Origin of the sequence: Campylobacter sp. US42a, from assembly GCF_004379055.1 — a bacterium.
Taxonomy (GTDB): domain Bacteria; phylum Campylobacterota; class Campylobacteria; order Campylobacterales; family Campylobacteraceae; genus Campylobacter_D; species Campylobacter_D jejuni.
In genome coordinates, this window is sequence record NZ_RYYK01000008.1 from 62,071 (window position 1) to 80,064 (window position 17,994).

At 31.0% G+C, this 17,994-nt stretch carries 24 protein-coding genes; all 24 read left to right on the forward strand.

Features of this window, described 5'->3' with window-relative positions; genetic code table 11:
• Window positions 1-37: 37 nt before the first annotated feature.
• The 24 genes from fmt to ybeY all read left to right on the forward strand — a co-directional run bounded on the left by fmt (window position 38) and on the right by ybeY (window position 17,914).
• Window positions 38-955 carry a methionyl-tRNA formyltransferase gene (gene fmt / locus ELQ10_RS07835; protein WP_133401947.1) on the forward strand — a complete coding sequence of 306 codons (918 nt, stop codon included), beginning with the start codon at window positions 38-40 and terminating at the stop codon, window positions 953-955.
• Window positions 918-1,571 carry a biotin--[acetyl-CoA-carboxylase] ligase gene (locus ELQ10_RS07840; RefSeq protein WP_002892566.1) on the forward strand — a complete coding sequence of 218 codons (654 nt, stop codon included), beginning with the start codon at window positions 918-920 and terminating at the stop codon, window positions 1,569-1,571. The genes fmt and ELQ10_RS07840 overlap by 38 nt, the downstream gene beginning before the upstream one ends.
• Window positions 1,568-2,353: an AAA family ATPase gene (locus ELQ10_RS07845; RefSeq protein ID WP_002851697.1), complete on the forward strand. Its 786-nt coding sequence runs from the start codon at window positions 1,568-1,570 to the stop codon at window positions 2,351-2,353. Before ELQ10_RS07840 ends, ELQ10_RS07845 begins: the two co-directional genes overlap by 4 nt.
• A 5-nt stretch (window positions 2,354-2,358) precedes the next feature.
• Entirely contained in the window at window positions 2,359-3,195 is an 837-nt protein-coding gene (locus ELQ10_RS07850) for a ParB/RepB/Spo0J family partition protein (RefSeq protein WP_002851919.1), read from the forward strand.
• Between the two features lie 60 nt (window positions 3,196-3,255).
• The gene (locus ELQ10_RS07855; protein WP_002857723.1) at window positions 3,256-3,681 is read left to right on the forward strand and encodes a FoF1 ATP synthase subunit B'; all 426 of its coding nucleotides are present in this window, start codon (window positions 3,256-3,258) and stop codon (window positions 3,679-3,681) included.
• A 10-nt stretch (window positions 3,682-3,691) separates the two neighbouring features.
• Window positions 3,692-4,204, forward strand: coding sequence for a F0F1 ATP synthase subunit B (locus tag ELQ10_RS07860; RefSeq protein WP_002851681.1), 513 nt, complete (start codon window positions 3,692-3,694; stop codon window positions 4,202-4,204).
• Window positions 4,205-4,206: 2 nt separating this feature from the next.
• A complete protein-coding gene (locus tag ELQ10_RS07865) occupies window positions 4,207-4,728 on the forward strand; it encodes a F0F1 ATP synthase subunit delta (RefSeq protein ID WP_002851861.1) in 522 nt (173 codons plus the stop codon).
• Window positions 4,729-4,741: 13 nt separating this feature from the next.
• Window positions 4,742-6,247, forward strand: coding sequence for a F0F1 ATP synthase subunit alpha (gene atpA / locus ELQ10_RS07870; protein ID WP_134250428.1), 1,506 nt, complete (start codon window positions 4,742-4,744; stop codon window positions 6,245-6,247).
• 8 nt (window positions 6,248-6,255) lie between these two features.
• A complete protein-coding gene (gene atpG / locus ELQ10_RS07875; protein ID WP_002860587.1) occupies window positions 6,256-7,140 on the forward strand; it encodes an ATP synthase F1 subunit gamma in 885 nt (294 codons plus the stop codon).
• Between the two features lie 24 nt (window positions 7,141-7,164).
• On the forward strand, window positions 7,165-8,562 hold the full coding sequence (gene atpD / locus ELQ10_RS07880; protein ID WP_002852005.1) for a F0F1 ATP synthase subunit beta: 1,398 nt from the start codon (window positions 7,165-7,167) through the stop codon (window positions 8,560-8,562).
• Window positions 8,563-8,565: 3 nt separating this feature from the next.
• On the forward strand, window positions 8,566-8,955 hold the full coding sequence (atpC, locus tag ELQ10_RS07885) for an ATP synthase F1 subunit epsilon (protein ID WP_002851752.1): 390 nt from the start codon (window positions 8,566-8,568) through the stop codon (window positions 8,953-8,955).
• Window positions 8,955-9,509 (forward strand): MotA/TolQ/ExbB proton channel family protein, encoded by a 555-nt coding sequence (locus tag ELQ10_RS07890; protein WP_002854361.1) that lies wholly within the window; start codon window positions 8,955-8,957, stop codon window positions 9,507-9,509. The genes atpC and ELQ10_RS07890 overlap by 1 nt, the downstream gene beginning before the upstream one ends.
• 8 nt (window positions 9,510-9,517) lie before the next feature.
• On the forward strand, window positions 9,518-9,907 hold the full coding sequence (locus ELQ10_RS07895; RefSeq protein ID WP_002922850.1) for an ExbD/TolR family protein: 390 nt from the start codon (window positions 9,518-9,520) through the stop codon (window positions 9,905-9,907).
• A gap of 2 nt (window positions 9,908-9,909) precedes the next feature.
• The gene (locus ELQ10_RS07900) at window positions 9,910-10,689 is read left to right on the forward strand and encodes a TonB C-terminal domain-containing protein (RefSeq protein WP_002876984.1); all 780 of its coding nucleotides are present in this window, start codon (window positions 9,910-9,912) and stop codon (window positions 10,687-10,689) included.
• 9 nt (window positions 10,690-10,698) lie between these two features.
• Window positions 10,699-11,907, forward strand: a complete 1,209-nt coding sequence (gene tolB / locus ELQ10_RS07905; RefSeq protein ID WP_134250429.1) for a Tol-Pal system protein TolB — start codon at window positions 10,699-10,701, stop codon at window positions 11,905-11,907.
• 76 nt (window positions 11,908-11,983) lie between these two features.
• Window positions 11,984-12,481 (forward strand): peptidoglycan-associated lipoprotein Pal, encoded by a 498-nt coding sequence (gene pal / locus ELQ10_RS07910; protein WP_002851617.1) that lies wholly within the window; start codon window positions 11,984-11,986, stop codon window positions 12,479-12,481.
• A 3-nt stretch (window positions 12,482-12,484) separates the two neighbouring features.
• Window positions 12,485-13,432 (forward strand): tetratricopeptide repeat protein, encoded by a 948-nt coding sequence (locus ELQ10_RS07915; protein WP_002851738.1) that lies wholly within the window; start codon window positions 12,485-12,487, stop codon window positions 13,430-13,432.
• 13 nt (window positions 13,433-13,445) lie between these two features.
• Complete coding sequence (locus tag ELQ10_RS07920) at window positions 13,446-14,015, forward strand: peptidylprolyl isomerase (protein WP_002851661.1); 570 nt, start codon at window positions 13,446-13,448, stop codon at window positions 14,013-14,015.
• Window positions 14,016-14,062: 47 nt separating this feature from the next.
• A complete protein-coding gene (locus ELQ10_RS07925; RefSeq protein ID WP_024088246.1) occupies window positions 14,063-14,935 on the forward strand; it encodes an ACP S-malonyltransferase in 873 nt (290 codons plus the stop codon).
• Window positions 14,932-15,621 carry an aminodeoxyfutalosine nucleosidase gene (gene pfs / locus ELQ10_RS07930; RefSeq protein ID WP_134250430.1) on the forward strand — a complete coding sequence of 230 codons (690 nt, stop codon included), beginning with the start codon at window positions 14,932-14,934 and terminating at the stop codon, window positions 15,619-15,621. The genes ELQ10_RS07925 and pfs overlap by 4 nt, the downstream gene beginning before the upstream one ends.
• Window positions 15,618-16,373 carry a tRNA 2-thiocytidine(32) synthetase TtcA gene (locus ELQ10_RS07935; RefSeq protein ID WP_002866734.1) on the forward strand — a complete coding sequence of 252 codons (756 nt, stop codon included), beginning with the start codon at window positions 15,618-15,620 and terminating at the stop codon, window positions 16,371-16,373. Before pfs ends, ELQ10_RS07935 begins: the two co-directional genes overlap by 4 nt.
• Window positions 16,374-16,377: 4 nt before the next feature.
• Window positions 16,378-16,899 carry a cysteine hydrolase family protein gene (locus ELQ10_RS07940; protein ID WP_002785057.1) on the forward strand — a complete coding sequence of 174 codons (522 nt, stop codon included), beginning with the start codon at window positions 16,378-16,380 and terminating at the stop codon, window positions 16,897-16,899.
• Window positions 16,899-17,513, forward strand: coding sequence for a recombination protein RecO (gene recO, locus ELQ10_RS07945; protein WP_126222170.1), 615 nt, complete (start codon window positions 16,899-16,901; stop codon window positions 17,511-17,513). The genes ELQ10_RS07940 and recO overlap by 1 nt, the downstream gene beginning before the upstream one ends.
• The gene (ybeY, locus tag ELQ10_RS07950) at window positions 17,510-17,914 is read left to right on the forward strand and encodes an rRNA maturation RNase YbeY (protein ID WP_002857275.1); all 405 of its coding nucleotides are present in this window, start codon (window positions 17,510-17,512) and stop codon (window positions 17,912-17,914) included. Before recO ends, ybeY begins: the two co-directional genes overlap by 4 nt.
• Window positions 17,915-17,994 lie beyond the last annotated feature (80 nt).

Here is a 17,994-nt window from a genome sequence, read left to right on the forward strand (position 1 = left end):
TATAATTAAAACTTTTAATTTCACACAAAGCGAAAAAATGAAAAAAATTATTTTTATGGGTACTCCATCTTACGCAACTTGTATTTTAAAAGCACTAGTAGAAAATGAAAATTTTAAACTCGTAGCACTTTTTACTCAGCCTGATAAAGCTGTAGGTAGAAAGCAAATTTTAACTCCAAGTGATACTAAGGCTTTTTTAAGTCAAAATTATCCTAGTATTCCTATTTTTACTCCAAGTTCTTTAAAAGATGAAAATATTATAAGAGAGATTAAGGATTTAAATCCTGATTTTATCGTGGTTGCTGCCTATGGAAAAATTTTACCTAAAGCCATTTTGGATTTAGCACCTTGTGTGAATTTGCATGCTTCTTTACTTCCAAAATACCGTGGTGCCAGTCCGATCCAAAGTGCGATTTTAAGCAAAGATGAAAAAAGTGGAGTTTGCACCATGCTCATGGAAGAAGGGCTTGACACAGGTGCTATACTTGAAAGCTTAGAATGTGATATAAAAGATAAAAATTCAAGTGAAGTTTTTGAACTTTTAGCAGATTTGGCCGCTAAGCTCATCCTCTCTACTCTTTTAAATTTCGATAAAATCACCCCTAAAAAACAAGAGGAAAGTCTAGCAACACTTTGTAGAAAAATCAAAAAAGAAGATGGGCTTATAAATTTGCAAAATGCAAGAGAACTTTATCAAAAATATCTAGCTTTTACCCCTTGGCCTGGAGTTTTCTTGGAAAATGGACTTAAATTCTTAGAACTTGAACTTGTGGATGAATTAAAACAAAATGCTAGGATGGGTGAAATTTTAGAATTAGAAAAAGAAAGTTTTTTGCTTGCTTGCAAACAAGGAGTTTTGCGTATTAAAAAACTTCAAGAAAGTGGAAAAAAAGCTCTTGATGGTAGGACTTATTTAAATGGAAAAAGGCTTAAAAGTGAAGATAGTTTGTGTTGAAAGTATAGACTCAACTCATCTTTTTTTATGCGAGCAAATACGCAATGGAAAGATTGATGGAAATTTTGCTATTTATGCTTTAGAACAAACAAATGGAGTTGGAAGTAGGGAAAATTCTTGGCAAAGCTCCAAAGGAAATTTACATCTTTCTTTTTGTATTAAAGAAGAAGATTTGCCAAAAGATTTGCCTTTGGCTTCTGTAAGTATTTATTTTGCTTATTTACTTAAAGAACTTTTACAAGAAAAAGGTTCTAAAATTTGGCTTAAATGGCCTAATGATTTATATTTAGATGATAAAAAAGCTGGAGGAGTTATAAGTGCTAAAATTTCAAATTTTATCATAGGCGGTATGGGTTTAAATCTTAAATTTGCACCCCAAAATACAGCTTTATGTGATATAGAAATTTCGCTTAAAGATTTAGTGAGTGAGTTTTTGCAAAAAGTAGAAAAAAAAATTTTATGGAAGAATATTTTTAGCAAGTATATGTTAGAATTTGAAAAATCAAGAAAATTTAGCGTCCATCATGAAGGTAAAGTTTTTTCACTTGAAAATTCTTTTTTGTATGAAGATGGTTCAATTTTACTAGGTGATAAAAGGGTGTATAGTTTAAGATGAGCGAAATTATTACAATAGCAAACCAAAAAGGTGGGGTAGGAAAGACTACAACAGCAGTAAATTTAGCCGCTTCTTTAGCTGTGGCTGAAAAAAAAGTACTTTTGATTGATGTTGATCCGCAAGCTAATGCGACTACAGGACTTGGTTTTAATCGTAATAATTATGAGTATAATATTTACCATGTTTTTATAGGAAGAAAAAAGCTTTCAGATATTATTTTAAAAACAGAATTACCACAACTTCATTTAGCTCCTTCAAATATAGGTCTTGTAGGTATAGAACAAGAGCTTGCTAAAGGTGAAAATAATGAGAAAAAAATGCTTCTTAAAAATCAAATTCAAGAAGTGATTGATGAGTATGATTTTATTATTATTGATTCTCCACCTGCTCTTGGAAGTATTACTATAAATGCTTTTGCAGCAAGCGATAGTGTAATTATCCCTATACAGTGTGAATTTTATGCGCTTGAGGGTGTAGCTATGGTTTTAAATACAATTAAAATTATCAAAAAAACTATTAATTCTAAACTCAGGGTTCGTGGATTTTTACCGACAATGTATAGCTCTCAAAATAATCTTTCTAAAGATGTTGTAGATGATTTGAAACAAAATTTTAAAAAACAACTTTTTACTATTAATGGAAACGAAGATGACTTTATTGTGATCCCTCGCAATGTAAAACTTGCAGAAAGTCCAAGTTTTGGAAAGCCTATAATTCTTTATGATATTAAATCGCCAGGTTCTGTTGCTTATCAAAATTTGGCGTATTCTATATTAGGATAATTATAATGGGGTTAAATAAAGATAGGGGTTTAAGTAGTTTAATCAGTGATATGGATACTGTTTATAGTAAAGAATTGGGTTTTGATAAAAATCAAAGCACTATGATAGAAATTGATCAAATTTCACCCAATCCATTTCAGCCAAGAAAGAATTTTGATCAAGAAGCTTTAGATGAGCTTGCTAATTCTATCAAAGAATTTGGACTTATTCAGCCTATTATTGTATTTAAAAAAAATAATAAATTTATTTTAATTGCTGGAGAACGTCGCTTAAGAGCAGTGAAAGCATTAGGAAAAAAAGAAATTCTAGCTTTTATTGCTGATATTGATGAGAATAAGCTTAGAGAATTGGCTCTTATTGAAAATATACAAAGAGAGAATTTAAACCCTATTGAGCTTGCTAATTCTTATAAGGATTTAATGCAAGTTCATAAAATTACTCAAGAGAATTTAGCAGAACTTATTCATAAGTCTCGTACTCAAATAACAAATACTTTAAGACTTCTGAATTTAGATATTAGAACTCAAGAGTTGATTGCTTCTGGAAAAATTTCTCAGGGTCATGCTAAAGTTTTGGTTGGTTTAGATCAAAAAGATGAAAAAATGTTGGTTGATAGCATAATAGGTCAAAAACTTAATGTTAGAGATACTGAAAAAATAGTTAAAAAAATAAAAAATAATGAAAGCTTACCTAATCAAGAATTTGAAGATGAAATAAAAAAATTAAAACAAATACTAAATCGCTTTGGATTTGACTGCAAAAATAAAAATAATGATTTTGTAATTCATTTAGAAAATATTGATAAAATTAAAAAATTAATCAAAATGCTTGAAAAGCTTTAACCAAAATCTTAGCTTTTTTATGGTAAAATAGTCCTTCGAAAATTCTAACCAAGGAGAATTATGTTTGAAGATATGCATCCTTCCATAATGCTTGCTACTATGGCTATTTTTTTAGCTATGATAGTTATTTTAAATAGTATGCTGTATAAGCCGCTTTTAAAATTTATGGATGAAAGAAATGATTCTATAAAAAATGATGAGAATAAAGTAAAAGAAAATTCTCAAGAAGTTTTAGGTGTGAATGATGAATTAGAAGCTATTCATATTAACACTAGAGAAGAAATTCAAAAAATTAAACAAAGTGCTATAGCTGCTGCTAAAGAAGAGGCAGAGCAAATTCTTAGAAGCAAGAAAGAAGAATTAGAAAGAAAAATGGCCAGTTTTTATGCAGATTTAGCCGTTCAAAAAAAAGAGTTGCAAGAACATTTAAACATACATTTACCTGAGCTTAAGCAAGCTTTGCAAAATAACATAAAGAAAATTTAAGAGGAGAGAAATGAGTAAGTTATTCTTTATTATATTTTTGCTACCTTTGTATGCTTTTGGTGCATCAAACGGTAGTGGAGAATATGATATTATTCCAAGGACTATTAATTTTCTAATTTTTGTGGCTATACTGTATTATTTTGTTGCGACTCCATTTAAAAATTTTTACAAAAACCGTATTGTAAAAATTTCTTCTAAACTTGATGAAATTCAAAAAAAACTTTTAGAAAGTAAAGCTAAGAAATTAGACACGATGAAAAAACTTGAAGAAGCTAAAGCAAGTGCTGCTGCCGCTTTAATCACAGCAAAAAAAGAAGCTGAAATTTTAGTTCAAAATATTAAGAAAGAGACTCAAGATGAGTTAGATTTACTTCAAAAACATTTTGAGGAACAAAAAGATTATGAATTTAGAAAAATGGAAAAAGAATTAGTATCAAATACTTTAAATGAAATTTTTTCTGATCCAAATATGACATTAAAACAGAGTGAAATAATAGAACTTATGATGAAGAAGGTATCTTAAATATGGAAAATATAATTGCAAGAAGATATGCAAAAGCGATAGCTTCAAGAGCTGATATAAATGATTTTTATCAGAATTTGTGTATTTTAAATTCTGCTTTTGTTTTGCCAAAATTTAAAAATATTATAGAATCTAATGAGATTAAAAAAGAAAGAAAAATGGAATTTCTTGATTCTTTTTTTGATATTAAAAATTCTAGTTTTCAAAATTTTTTAAGACTTTTGATTGAAAATTCAAGATTAGAATGCATTCCTCAAATAGTTAAAGAACTTGAAAGACAAAAAGCTTTTAAAGAAAATATTTTTGTTGGTATTGTATATTCTAAAGAAAAATTAAGTCAAGAAAATCTTAAAGATCTTGAAGTCAAACTTAACAAAAAATTTGATGCAAATATTAAACTAAATAATAAAATCAGTCAAGATGATAGTGTTAAAATAGAATTAGAAGAATTAGGTTATGAACTTTCTTTTTCTATGAAAGCTCTTCAAAATAAGCTAAACGAATATATATTGAAAATTATCTAAGGAGAAAAAGTAAATGAAATTTAAAGCTGATGAGATCAGTTCAATAATCAAAGAAAGAATTGAAAATTTTGATTTAAATCTTGAAATTGAAGAAACAGGAAAAATTATTTCTGTAGCTGATGGTGTTGCTAAGGTATATGGACTTAAGAATATTATGGCTGGAGAAATGGTAGAATTTGAAAATGGTGATAAAGGAATGGCCTTAAACCTTGAAGAGTCGAGTGTAGGTATTGTTATACTTGGAAAAGGAGAAGGTTTAAAAGAAGGTGCTTCTGTAAAAAGACTTAAGAAATTACTTAAAGTTCCAGTAGGTGAGGCTTTGATTGGCCGTGTTGTAAATGCTTTAGGTGAGCCAATTGATGCTAAAGGTGTGATCAATGCTAATGAATATCGTTTTGTTGAAGAAAAAGCAAAAGGTATTATGGCGAGAAAAAGTGTTCATGAGCCTTTACATACAGGAATTAAAGCTATTGATGCACTTGTGCCAATTGGTCGTGGTCAAAGAGAGCTTATCATAGGCGATAGACAAACAGGTAAAACTACTGTTGCTGTTGATACTATTATATCTCAAAGAGGTCAAGGAGTTATCTGTATATATGTTGCAATTGGTCAAAAGCAAAGTACAGTGGCACAAGTGGTTAAAAGACTAGAAGAACATGGTGCTATGGAATATACTATTGTTGTAAATGCTGGTGCTTCAGATCCTGCGGCTTTACAGTACTTAGCTCCATATACTGGTGTAACCATGGGTGAATTTTTTAGAGACAACGCAAAACATGCTTTAATTGTTTATGATGATTTGAGCAAGCATGCTGTAGCTTATCGCGAAATGTCTTTGATTTTACGTCGTCCTCCAGGTCGTGAAGCTTATCCAGGCGATGTTTTTTACCTTCATTCAAGATTGCTTGAAAGAGCAAGCAAGCTAAATGATGAATTAGGTGCTGGTTCTTTGACGGCATTGCCGATAATTGAAACACAAGCAGGAGATGTTTCTGCTTATATTCCAACTAATGTTATTTCAATTACAGATGGACAAATTTTCTTAGAAACTGATTTATTTAACTCAGGAATTCGTCCTGCAATTAATGTTGGTTTATCAGTATCTCGTGTAGGTGGGGCTGCTCAAATTAAAGCTACAAAACAAGTTTCAGGCACATTAAGACTTGACCTTGCTCAATATAGAGAGCTTCAAGCTTTTGCACAATTTGCTAGCGATTTAGATGAGGCAAGTAGAAAACAACTTGAACGTGGACAAAGAATGGTTGAACTCTTAAAACAACCACCTTATTCTCCGCTTAGCGTTGAAAAACAAGTAGTTTTAATTTTTGCAGGAACCAAAGGTTTCTTAGATGATATTCCTGTTTCTAGAATTAAGGAATTTGAAGATGGAATTTATCCTTTTATTGAGGCAAAATATCCAGATATTTTTGAGCAAATTCGCTCTAAAAAAGCTTTAGATTCTGATTTGGAAGAAAAACTAGCTAAAGCCATTAATGAGTTTAAAGCAAATCATTTATAAGGTCTTTTATGTCTAATTTAAAAGAAATTAAAAGAAAAATTAAAAGTGTTCATAACACTCAAAAGACTACAAATGCTATGAAGCTAGTTTCTACTGCTAAGTTAAAAAAAGCAGAAGAAGCAGCTAAAAGATCAAAAATTTATGCACAAAAAATCGATGAAATTTTGAGTGAAATTTCATTTCAGATCAATAAAATTGTTCACAATGAAGATGATGTGCGTTTATCTTTGTTTCATAAAAAAGAACAAATTAAAACCGTAGATTTAATATTTATCACTGCAGATAAAGGCTTATGCGGTGGTTTTAATATTAAGACTTTAAAAACAGTAAGTGAAATGCTAAAAGAATATGAAGCAAAAAATATTAATATTCGTCTTAGAGCTATAGGTAAAACTGGGATTGAATATTTTAATTTTCAAAAAATAGAATTGTTAGAGAAATATTTCCATCTTAGTTCTAGTCCTGATTATGAGAAAGCATGTGAAGTAATTCATGCTGCTGTAGATGATTTTTTAAATGGAAATACAGATGAAGTGATTTTAGTTCATAATGGTTATAAAAATATGATTACCCAAGAACTTAAAATTAATCATCTTATTCCAGTTGAACCAAAGAGTATTGAACAGACTCATAATTCTCTTTTAGAGCTTGAACCAGAAGGAACTGAGCTTTTAGAAGATTTAATGAAAACATATTTCGAGTATAATATGTATTATGCATTAATCGATTCTTTGGCAGCAGAGCATAGTGCAAGAATGCAAGCTATGGATAATGCAACTAATAACGCAAAGGCAAGAGTGAAACAACTAAATTTAGCTTATAACAAAGCAAGACAAGAATCTATTACCACTGAGCTTATAGAAATTATCAGTGGTGTTGAATCAATGAAATAGTAAATTTTAAGGAGAAGATAAATAATGCAAGGATTTATTTCACAGGTATTAGGTCCGGTTGTTGATGTAGATTTTAACGACTATTTACCTCAAATTAATGAAGCAATTGTTGTAAATTTTGAAAGCGAAGGAAAAAAACATAAACTTGTTTTAGAAGTAGCAGCTCATTTAGGAGATAATAGAGTTAGAACTATTGCTATGGATATGACAGATGGTTTGGTAAGGGGCTTAAAAGCTGAGGCTTTAGGTGCTCCTATTAGTGTTCCTGTTGGTGAGAAAGTTTTAGGAAGAATTTTCAATGTTACTGGAGATTTGATCGATGAAGGTGAAGAAATTTCTTTTGATAAAAAATGGGCAATTCATAGAGATCCACCAGCTTTTGAAGATCAAAGCACAAAAAGTGAGATTTTTGAAACAGGGATTAAAGTTGTAGATTTACTTGCTCCTTATGCAAAAGGTGGTAAAGTAGGTCTTTTTGGTGGTGCAGGTGTTGGTAAAACTGTTATTATTATGGAGCTTATTCACAATGTTGCATTTAAGCATAGCGGCTATTCTGTATTTGCAGGTGTGGGTGAGAGAACTCGTGAAGGAAATGACCTTTATAATGAAATGAAAGAAAGTAATGTTTTAGACAAAGTTGCTCTATGTTATGGACAAATGAATGAACCACCAGGGGCAAGAAATCGTATTGCTTTAACAGGTTTAACAATGGCTGAGTATTTTAGAGATGAAATGGGTCTTGATGTGCTTATGTTTATTGATAATATCTTTAGATTTTCACAATCAGGTTCTGAAATGTCAGCACTTTTAGGAAGAATTCCATCAGCTGTCGGTTATCAACCAACCTTAGCAAGTGAAATGGGTAAATTCCAAGAAAGAATTACTTCAACTAAAAAAGGCTCAATCACTTCAGTTCAAGCTGTTTACGTTCCAGCTGATGACTTAACCGACCCAGCTCCAGCGACTGTTTTTGCTCACTTAGATGCTACAACGGTTTTAAATAGAGCTATTGCTGAAAAGGGTATTTATCCTGCAGTTGACCCACTTGACTCAACTTCAAGAATGCTTGACCCAAATATCATTGGAGAAGAACATTATAAAGTTGCTCGTGGTGTTCAATCAGTGCTTCAAAAATACAAAGATTTACAAGATATCATCGCCATTTTAGGTATGGATGAGCTTAGCGAAGAGGATAAACTTGTAGTTGAAAGAGCAAGAAAGATTGAAAAATTCTTATCACAACCATTTTTCGTTGCAGAAGTTTTCACAGGTAGCCCAGGAAAATATATAAGCCTTGAAGATACAATAGCAGGATTTAAGGGAATTTTAGAAGGTAAATATGATCATTTACCAGAAAATGCTTTCTATATGGTTGGAAATATAGATGAAGCTATTGCAAAAGCGGATAAATTAAAAGGTTAATTTATGAACGATTTGATTAATTTCGAGATAGTTACGCCTTTGGGTGTAATCTATCAAGGAGAAGTAAAATCTGTTACTTTACCAGGTAGTGAAGGAGAATTTGGCGTGCTTAAAGGACATGCTGCTTTGGTTTCTTCTTTAAAATCTGGAGTAATTGATATTGAAAAAGCTGATTTAAACCATGAATTAATCGCTATTGATGCTGGACATGCAAAGGTAGATGAAGATAAGATTTGCGTGTTAGCAAAGGGTGCGGTTTGGGTTTGTGGAAGTGATGAAAGTGAGATTGAAAAAAATCTTGCTCAAGCAAAAGATTTGATTAAATCTATGAGTTCTGATAATGCAGCTTTAGCAGCAACTTTTTCAAAACTTGATAATGCAAGGATGCATTAATGAATTTTGAAGCTATATTTCATTTTTTCAATAGTTCAAGTATTATTACTTATATAGTTTTATTATGGCTTTCTTTATATTTTATTTTAGCATTTAGTATTTTGTTTGCTAGATTGACTTATTTGGCTACATGGAGAAATAAAGAAAAAGAAAGTTTAGAAACTTTGCTCTTGGGTGAGAAGGATTTAAGTCGTACTGATTCGATTTTAAGAAAATGCAATGATACAACTTCAAATCATTTAGAAATCTATAAAAATTTAGCAAGTCGCCGCGCTTCTGCTGGACTTACTTGGCTTAGTATTATTGCTTCAACTTCACCTTTTATAGGTCTTTTTGGGACAGTTATTTCTATACTTGAAACTTTTGGTGGGCTTGGAACTCAAAATTCTTTAAGTATTATAGCTCCTAAAATCAGTGAGGCTTTAGTTGCTACAGGTTGTGGTATTTTAGTAGCAATTCCTGCTTATACATTTCATCTCATCATTAAAAGAAAAGCTTTCGAACTTTTAAGCATTATTGATAGCGAGATTAAAGTTATAAGTTCGAGTAAATAAGGTTAAAAATGCCATTTGATGATGAAAAACCTGAGCTTAATATCACACCTTTAGTAGATATTATGCTTGTATTGCTTGCGATTTTAATGGTAACAGCTCCAAGCATTACTTATGAAGAAAAAATTAATCTCCCACAAGGTAGTCAAAAAAATACTAGTGCTCCAACTGTTAAGAGTTTAATTATTAGTATTAATGCAAAAAAAGAAATTTTTTTAAATCAAGAAAAATACGATTTTATAAGTTTTGCTGACAATCTTGCTCAAAGAAAAACACAATTTAATACCGAAGATCCGGTTTTTATACGCGCTGATAAAAGCTTAAAATATGACGATGTTATTTCAGTCTTAAGAAGTGTAAAAAATTTAGGATTTAATAAAGTTGCTTTACAGACTGAATAATCATGAAAAATTATGGTTTGAGTAATTTAAATTCGTTTTTACTTGCTTTAGCAATATATATTAGTATAGTAATTCTTGTTTTTTTTAGACTTGTAAGCGAGGTTGAACCTGCTATACAATATACTGATATAAAAGATAGTTTTGTAGATATTGAACTTGCTGAACCATCAAAACAAGTTATTACTCAGAGCAACACTCCTAAAGAAATACAAAAACCAACAGAGCAAATTGATATAGAAAAGCTTTTTGCTCAGACTACAAATAAAACAGTTAAAACCGAAGATATTGACCAAAAGGCAAGTAATTTTAATGAGCTTTTTGGAAATATCAAAGAAATACAAGAAGAAAAGACTACAAAAATTCAATCAAGTGCTAAATCAGGAGCTTCTAGTGCCCCAAAACCTCAAGCTTCCGAACTTGTAAAACAACTTAATGATAGTTTACTTCAAGAAGAAAGTTCAACGCAAGGCGAAAGCACAAAGGCGCAAAAGATTGGAATTTATGATGAATTTTTAGGGAAAGTTGTGCGTATTATCACTCAAAGATGGACTCAGTATTATCCAAATAGTGAAAAAATTTCTGTTAAGGTAAAAATTTTTATTGATGAAAATGGAAAATTTGGCTATACTTCAGTTGAAAAAAGTGGGAATCCTTTATATGATGCTAAAGTGGCTGAATTTTTAGAAAGTCAAAAAGGTAAATTTATTACTTATCCTCCGCAAAATAAAAATATAAGCATTACCATGAATTTAAGAGATGAAGCAAAAGTTAAAAATGATTAGGAGAAAAAAATGAAAAAAATTGTAGCAATTTTTTTAGTCTTTTTAGGAAGTCTTTGGGCAGAAGATCCAGTGATTGATGTTGTTAATTCTGGTGTAGTTTTACCAAAGATTATTGTTAAAGATAATTCAAATTTAAGTGATGAGAATTTAAAGAAAAGCTTTTATAATATCATTGTGAACGATTTGAAAGTAAGTTCAAATTTTGAAGTTGTTGCTAATGCAACTGAGACAAGTAATTATACTTTTGAATACGCTTTAAATAAAAATGGTAACACTTTGAGTTTAAATGTAAAAATAAAAGCTGGCGGTTCTGATAAGTCAGAGCAAACTTATACTTTAAATGGTTTAGGGCAATATCCATTTTTGGCACATAAAAGCGTCAAAGCTTCTGTAAATGCGTTAGGACTTGCACCTGTTGATTGGATGGATCATAAAATTTTGATCGCGAGAAATTCTAGCTCTAAAAAAAGTCAAATTATTATGGCTGATTATACTTTAACTTATCAAAAAGTTATTGTTGATGGTGGGCTTAATTTATTTCCAAAATGGGGAAATAAAGAACAAACTCTATTTTATTATACAGCTTATGATCATGATAAGCCAACTTTATACCGTTATGATTTAAATACCAATAAAGCTAGTAAAATTTTATCAAGTGGCGGTATGGTTGTAGCAAGTGATGTGAGTGTAGATGGAAGTAAACTACTTGTTACCATGGCTCCAAAAGATCAGCCTGATGTTTATTTATATGACTTAAATACCAAAAATCTAACACAATTAACTAATTATTCTGGTATTGATGTTAATGGAAATTTTATTGGCTCAGATGATAGTAAAGTGGTATTTGTAAGCGATCGTTTGGGATATCCTAATATTTTTATGCAAGATTTAAATAGTAATAGTGCTGAACAAGTTGTTTTTCATGGTAGAAACAATTCGGCTGTTTCGACTTATAAAGATTTTTTGGTTTATTCAAGTCGTGAACCAAATCAAGCAGGTGTTTTTAATATTTATTTGATGTCAATTAATAGTGATTATATTCGTCAACTTACAGCAAATGGAAAAAATTTATTCCCAAGATTTTCTAGTGACGGTGGAAGTATAGTATTTATCAAATATTTAGGTGCGCAAAGTGCTTTAGGTGTTATTCGTGTAAATGCAAATAAGACTTTTTATTTTCCTCTTAGGGTTGGAAAAATTCAATCAATTGATTGGTAAAAATTTCAATTTTAGGTTAAAATTAATTAAAAATTAGATATAATAGTAAGAATTTATTAACTTTGAAAGGTCGTAAATGAAAAAAATTCTTTTTACTTCAATTGCAGCTCTTGCAGTTGTTATTAGTGGTTGTAGCACAAAAAGCACTAGTGTAAGCGGTGATAGTAGTGTTGATTCAAATCGTGGTTCAGGTGGAAGTGATGGTTGGGATATTGATTCAAAAATTTCTCAACTTAATGATACTTTAAATAAAGTATATTTTGATTTTGATAAATTCAACATTCGTCCTGATATGCAAAATGTTGTAAGCACGAATGCTAATATCTTTAACACTGAAGTAAGCGGTGTAAGTATTACTGTTGAAGGAAACTGCGATGAGTGGGGAACCGATGAATATAACCAAGCTCTAGGTTTAAAAAGAGCAAAAGCTGTAAAAGAAGCTTTAATCGCTAAAGGTGTAAATGCTGATAGAATTGCTGTTAAAAGCTATGGAGAAACAAATCCTGTGTGCACTGAAAAAACTAAAGCTTGCGATGCGCAAAACAGACGTGCTGAATTTAAATTATCAAGATAATTAATGAAAAAAATATTCACAGTAGCTCTTCTTGGAGCTACTTTACTTTATGCAGAAAGCTCAGCTTTTGGTGCAGGAGATATAACAAGCAATTCTTCTTATGGTTTAACTTCAAATGAAAAATTATTTAAAGAAAAGTTAGATAATTTAAATAATGAAAATATACAAACAAATGCTAGAATTAATGAAATTAACGAAAGAATCGAGGGTTTACAAAGTACTTTAGAAGGTATAAATTCTCAATATGCTAAATCAAATTCTAGATTAAGTCAAGTTGAAGAGAATAATCAAAATATTGAAAATAATTTTACTAGTGAAATTCAAAAATTAAAGGCTTATGTTGAAGAAAGTAGAAAAATTCAAGAAGCTAATAATAAGCAAGTAAAAAAAGTTTTAGCCGAACTTAGTTCTTTAGTAGATGCCATTAATGCAAATTATGTTTCTAAAAACGAATTAAATGATGCAAATTTAAGCGTTAAAACTATTACACCTAGTGTTGTTGTTTCAACTACAGATTCAAATAGTACTATTGAAAACAATAATACTCAAAATACCCAAGATGATAAAGCAAAACAAATTGATGAATCTTGGAAAAAGAAAAAAAATAATGAAATTTTAGAATTAGCGATAAAAGATGTTGATAAAAATGCTTTTGAAGATTCCAAAGCAAAATTAAATTTTCTCATAACAAAGCAGTATAAACCTGCAAGAGCAAATTTTTGGTTAGGGGAGATCGAGTATAAACAAAAAAATTATAACAATGCTATTGTTTATTATAAAAAAAGTTCTTCTTTGAGTACAAAAGGGGATTATTTCCCAAAACTTTTATATCATACTGCCATTTCATTGGATAAAACAGGTGATACAAAAACAGCAAATGGTTTTTATAAAGCTTTAAAAACTAATTATCCAAATTCACCCGAAGCAAAAGCTTCACCTAATAGAAAATAATTAAGGAGATAAAATGGCTATAGAAAAAAATAGTGTAGTTTCAATGTTTTATGAGTTAAAAGACGCAAATACAAATGAAGTTTTAGAATCAAATTTATACTCTCAACCTATTTCTTTTATTTTGGGCAAAGGTCAGATTTTAGAAAGCTTAGAAGAAGAAGTGATGAAGCTTGATTGCCCTAGCAATGCTGATGTGGTAATTAAAAAAGAAAAAGGTTTAGGCGAATACGATGAAAATGCTGTTCAAACTTTACCAAAAGAGCAATTTGCAGGTATTGATTTAAAAGTAGGTATGGAGCTTTTTGGCGAAGGTGAAAATGGCGAAACCGTTCGTGTAACTGTAAAAGAGATTGGCGAAAATGATGTGACAATTGATTATAATCATCCTTATGCGGGTCGTGATTTGCTTTTTTCTTTAAATATCGTAGATGCTAGAGCTGCGAGTGAAGATGAAATTCTTACAGGTATTATCGCAGGAAGTCATAGTTGTGGTTGTGGAAGCGGACATGGGCACGATCATCATCACGGACACGGACACGGTGGCGGCGGTTGCTGTGGTGGTGGCGGTTGCGGTTGTCATTAATGAAGACTGCGTTTATATTTCCAGGTCAAGGCTCACAAAGTCTTGGCATGGGAAAAGATTTTTATGAAAACTCTATAAAAGCCAAAGAACTCCTTCAAAACGCAAGTGATTTTTGTAAGATTGATTTTAAACATTTGCTTTTTGAAGAAAACGAAAAACTCAATCAAAGTGAATTTACTCAACCCGCCATCGTTTTAAATTCCTTAATGGCTTATAGTGTTTTACTTGAAAAAAAACCTGATTTAAGTTCGAAATTTGCTTTAGGGCATTCTTTGGGAGAATTTTCAGCCTTAGCTGTCAATGGTGCTTTTGATTTTTTAGAGGCTCTTTCTTTGGTCAATAAAAGAGGGCTTTTTATGCAAGAAGATTGTGCAAAAGTTGAAGCAGGTATGATGGTGGTTTTGGGGCTTGATGATGAAAAGGTTGAAGAGCTTTGTCAAAAAGCACAAAAAGAAAACAAGCAAATTTTCGCTGCAAATTATAACTGCGATGGACAAATCGTTGTAGCAGGTTTAAAACCTGATTTAGCAAGTTATGAAAGTGTATTTAAAGAAGCAGGAGCTAAAAGAGCTATGCTTTTAAATATGAGCGTGGCAAGTCATTGTCCTCTTTTGGAAAATGCTTCAGCTAAGCTTTGTGTGGAGCTTGAAAAGGTGTTAAAACCAAATTTTAAAGCCGTGCTTTCTAATGCAAATGCTAAAATTTACACATGTAAAGAAGAAGCCCTTGAACTTTTAAAAGCACAACTTATCTCACCTGTGCTTTATAAACAAAGCATTAAGGCATGTGAAAATGAAGTAGATTATTTCATAGAATTTGGTGCAAGCGTGCTTAAGGGTTTGAATAAAAAAATCACTTCAAAAGAAACTTATGCTTTAACAAATATGAATGATATTGATGAATTTTTAAAGGTTATATGATGAAAATAGCAATTTTAGGAGCCATGAGTGAAGAAATCACTCCTTTGCTTGAAGCACTTAAAGATTATACAAAAATAGAACACGCTAACAATACTTATTATTTTGCAAAGTATAAAAATCATGAACTTGTTTTAGCGTATTCTAAAATCGGCAAGGTAAATTCTACTCTTAGTGCTAGTGTGATGATAGAAAAATTTGGCGCACAAGTGTTGCTTTTTACGGGTGTTGCAGGTGCTTTTAATCCTGAGCTTGAAATTGGTGATTTGCTTTATGCAACAAAATTAGCCCAATACGATCTTGATATTACCGCTTTTGGGCATCCTTTGGGTTTTGTTCCAGGTAATGAAATTTTTATCAAAACCGATGAGAAATTAAACAATCTTGCTTTAGAAGTTGCTAAGGAATTAAATATCAAACTGCGTGCAGGCATTATTGCAACGGGTGATGAGTTTATTTGCGATGAAGCAAAAAAAGCAAAAATCAGAGAAATTTTCAATGCTGATGCTTGTGAAATGGAAGGCGCAAGTGTGGCTTTGGTTTGTGATGCTTTAAAGGTGCCTTGTTTTATCTTAAGAGCTATGAGTGATAAAGCAGGGGAAAAGGCTGAATTTGATTTTGATGAATTTGTGATCAATTCAGCTAAAATTTCAGCCAATTTTGTGCTTAAAATGTGCGAGAAATTATGATAAATCTTAGCAAAAAACTCATACGCCAAGTTGCACAAGCTAATGCTAAATTTGGACTTATTAAAGATGGAGATAGGGTTCTTTTAGGGCTTAGCGGCGGAAAAGATTCTTTGGCTTTAGCCCATCTTTTAAATCGTATGCAAGCTCACGCTCCTTTTAAATTTGAACTTGAAGCGGTAACTTTGAGTTATGGCATGGGCGAGGATTATTCTCATCTTCATGCACATTGTGAAGAACACGGCATTAAACATAGCGTGCTTGATTCAAATATTTATGAAGTTTCAGGCGATACCATAAGAGAAAATTCAAGTTTTTGTAGTTATTTTTCGAGAATGCGTCGTGGAGCTTTATATACTTACGCTCTTGAAAAAGGTTTTAACAAGCTTGCTATAGCTCATCATTTAGATGATGCAGCAGAAAGCTTTTTTATGAATTTTATTCATAATGGAGCTTTAAGAACCTTAGCGCCTATTTATCAAAGCAAACGCGGTGTAACTGTGATACGCCCTTTGATTTTTGTGCGAGAAAGACAGCTTAGGGATAATGCTACGCAAAATGAACTTAGCGTGATAGGAAATGAATTTTGTCCTGGTATGAAACTCAGTGAAAAAAATGTAAAATTTCCACACGCTAGAGAAGAAGCTAAACAGCTTTTAGCAAATTTAGAAAAAGATCATCCTAAGCTTTTTACAAGTTTAAAAACCGCTTTTGCCAATTTACACACGGAGAGTTTTTGGCTTCAAAAGGCATAAAAGCATGAAAAAAGCTTTTGTTTTAGTGGATTATCAAAATGATTTTATTGATGGAAGTTTAGGTTTTGATAAGGCTTTAAAAATCAAAGAAAATATTCTTAAAGCCTTAAATCAAATCGATTTTAATAACACGCATTTGCTTTTAACCTATGATACGCATGATGAGCATTATCTACAAAGCAAAGAAGGTTTAAATTTACCTGTAAAACATTGCATTAAAGAGAGTTTAGGTTGGCAAATGCCAAAGGAATTTGAACCTTTTTTACAAAAAGCTCATAAAATTTTTTATAAAAATACTTTTGGTAGCTTAGAATTAGCTAATTTCATACAAAAAAGCGATTATGAAGAACTTCATTTTGCAGGGCTTGTTTCTCATATTTGTGTGTTTTGTAATATCATTCTAGCTTTTGGTGCTAAGCCTAATGCAAGGATAATTTTACACCAAAATTTAAGTGCAAGTTTTGATGAAAATTTAGAAAAATCCGCTTTTGATATACTTAGGGCTTATGGTATTGAAATTGTTTAATGCAAGGCTTTATACTTCATACTCAAAAAGTTAAAGATGAGGATTTGATCGTTTATATTTTAAGTCCTAAAATGCTTATCAAGGCTTATCGTTTTTATGGACTTAGACATTCTAGTATTTTAAGCGGCTATAAAATCGACTTTGCTTTAGAAGAAAATCCTAGTTTTTTACCAAGACTTAAAGATGTATTGCATTTGGGATTTTTATGGATTATGCAAAGGGATAAAATGCTTATTTGGCAAGAATTTATCCGTCTTTTATATAGACACTTAAAAGATGTGGAAGAGCTTGATAGTTTTTATTTTGATTTACTTGATGAGTGTGTGAAAAGGTTTGAAAAACAAAATCCAAAGCGTGTTATTGTTGATGCTTATTTAAAAATTTTGGAATTTGAAGGAAGATTACATAAAGATTTTTTTTGTTTTGCCTGTGATGAGAAAATTCAAAGTTCCATTACACTGCTAAGGGCTTTTTTACCTTCGCATTCTCAATGTGCTTTAGGATTTGAGTTTGAAGAGAAAAAACTAAAACAATTTTATAGCAGTAAAAATTGTGCGATTTTTGATGATGAAGAAATAGAAAATTTATATCATTTGATTAAGGAAGGTTTATGATATTAAGTGATGAAAAATGTGATTTTTTAGAATCTATAGCAAGTTTTTTAAGTCCTAAAGATGTGGAGCTTGTCTTTGTGGATAGTAAAGAAATGCAAGAAATTAACTTAGAGCAAAGAAAACAAGATAAAACCACTGATGTACTTTCTTTTCCGCTTGAAAATATCGATGAGAGTTTGCCTTTGGGTTCTGTTGTGATTAATGTGGATTTGGCAAAAGAAAAGGCTAAAGAGTTAGGGCATAGCTATGAAGAAGAAATAAGCTTGCTTTTTATCCACGCTATGCTTCATTTACTAGGTTTTGATCATGAAAATGATAATGGAGAAATGAGAGAAAAAGAGAAAGAACTTATAGAGTATTTTAATTTGCCTAAAAGTTTGATTGTAAGGACTTTGGGATAACTCCACCCCAAAACGGAACAGATTTTGCTTGTATTATTTATAAAATATATTTAGATTGAAGGCAAAAAATCTAAATCAAG

Bases quoted from the DNA above. Each gene is read 5' to 3' on its own strand.
- fmt (WP_133401947.1), top strand. From the start codon at position 38: ATGAAAAAAATTATTTTTATGGGTACTCCATCTTACGCAACTTGTATT.
- ELQ10_RS07840 (WP_002892566.1), top strand. From the start codon at position 918: ATGGAAAAAGGCTTAAAAGTGAAGATAGTTTGTGTTGAAAGTATAGAC.
- ELQ10_RS07845 (WP_002851697.1), top strand. From the start codon at position 1,568: ATGAGCGAAATTATTACAATAGCAAACCAAAAAGGTGGGGTAGGAAAG.
- ELQ10_RS07850 (WP_002851919.1), top strand. From the start codon at position 2,359: ATGGGGTTAAATAAAGATAGGGGTTTAAGTAGTTTAATCAGTGATATG.
- ELQ10_RS07855 (WP_002857723.1), top strand. From the start codon at position 3,256: ATGTTTGAAGATATGCATCCTTCCATAATGCTTGCTACTATGGCTATT.
- ELQ10_RS07860 (WP_002851681.1), top strand. From the start codon at position 3,692: ATGAGTAAGTTATTCTTTATTATATTTTTGCTACCTTTGTATGCTTTT.
- ELQ10_RS07865 (WP_002851861.1), top strand. From the start codon at position 4,207: ATGGAAAATATAATTGCAAGAAGATATGCAAAAGCGATAGCTTCAAGA.
- atpA (WP_134250428.1), top strand. From the start codon at position 4,742: ATGAAATTTAAAGCTGATGAGATCAGTTCAATAATCAAAGAAAGAATT.
- atpG (WP_002860587.1), top strand. From the start codon at position 6,256: ATGTCTAATTTAAAAGAAATTAAAAGAAAAATTAAAAGTGTTCATAAC.
- atpD (WP_002852005.1), top strand. From the start codon at position 7,165: ATGCAAGGATTTATTTCACAGGTATTAGGTCCGGTTGTTGATGTAGAT.
- atpC (WP_002851752.1), top strand. From the start codon at position 8,566: ATGAACGATTTGATTAATTTCGAGATAGTTACGCCTTTGGGTGTAATC.
- ELQ10_RS07890 (WP_002854361.1), top strand. From the start codon at position 8,955: ATGAATTTTGAAGCTATATTTCATTTTTTCAATAGTTCAAGTATTATT.
- ELQ10_RS07895 (WP_002922850.1), top strand. From the start codon at position 9,518: ATGCCATTTGATGATGAAAAACCTGAGCTTAATATCACACCTTTAGTA.
- ELQ10_RS07900 (WP_002876984.1), top strand. From the start codon at position 9,910: ATGAAAAATTATGGTTTGAGTAATTTAAATTCGTTTTTACTTGCTTTA.
- tolB (WP_134250429.1), top strand. From the start codon at position 10,699: ATGAAAAAAATTGTAGCAATTTTTTTAGTCTTTTTAGGAAGTCTTTGG.
- pal (WP_002851617.1), top strand. From the start codon at position 11,984: ATGAAAAAAATTCTTTTTACTTCAATTGCAGCTCTTGCAGTTGTTATT.
- ELQ10_RS07915 (WP_002851738.1), top strand. From the start codon at position 12,485: ATGAAAAAAATATTCACAGTAGCTCTTCTTGGAGCTACTTTACTTTAT.
- ELQ10_RS07920 (WP_002851661.1), top strand. From the start codon at position 13,446: ATGGCTATAGAAAAAAATAGTGTAGTTTCAATGTTTTATGAGTTAAAA.
- ELQ10_RS07925 (WP_024088246.1), top strand. From the start codon at position 14,063: ATGGGAAAAGATTTTTATGAAAACTCTATAAAAGCCAAAGAACTCCTT.
- pfs (WP_134250430.1), top strand. From the start codon at position 14,932: ATGATGAAAATAGCAATTTTAGGAGCCATGAGTGAAGAAATCACTCCT.
- ELQ10_RS07935 (WP_002866734.1), top strand. From the start codon at position 15,618: ATGATAAATCTTAGCAAAAAACTCATACGCCAAGTTGCACAAGCTAAT.
- ELQ10_RS07940 (WP_002785057.1), top strand. From the start codon at position 16,378: ATGAAAAAAGCTTTTGTTTTAGTGGATTATCAAAATGATTTTATTGAT.
- recO (WP_126222170.1), top strand. From the start codon at position 16,899: ATGCAAGGCTTTATACTTCATACTCAAAAAGTTAAAGATGAGGATTTG.
- ybeY (WP_002857275.1), top strand. From the start codon at position 17,510: ATGATATTAAGTGATGAAAAATGTGATTTTTTAGAATCTATAGCAAGT.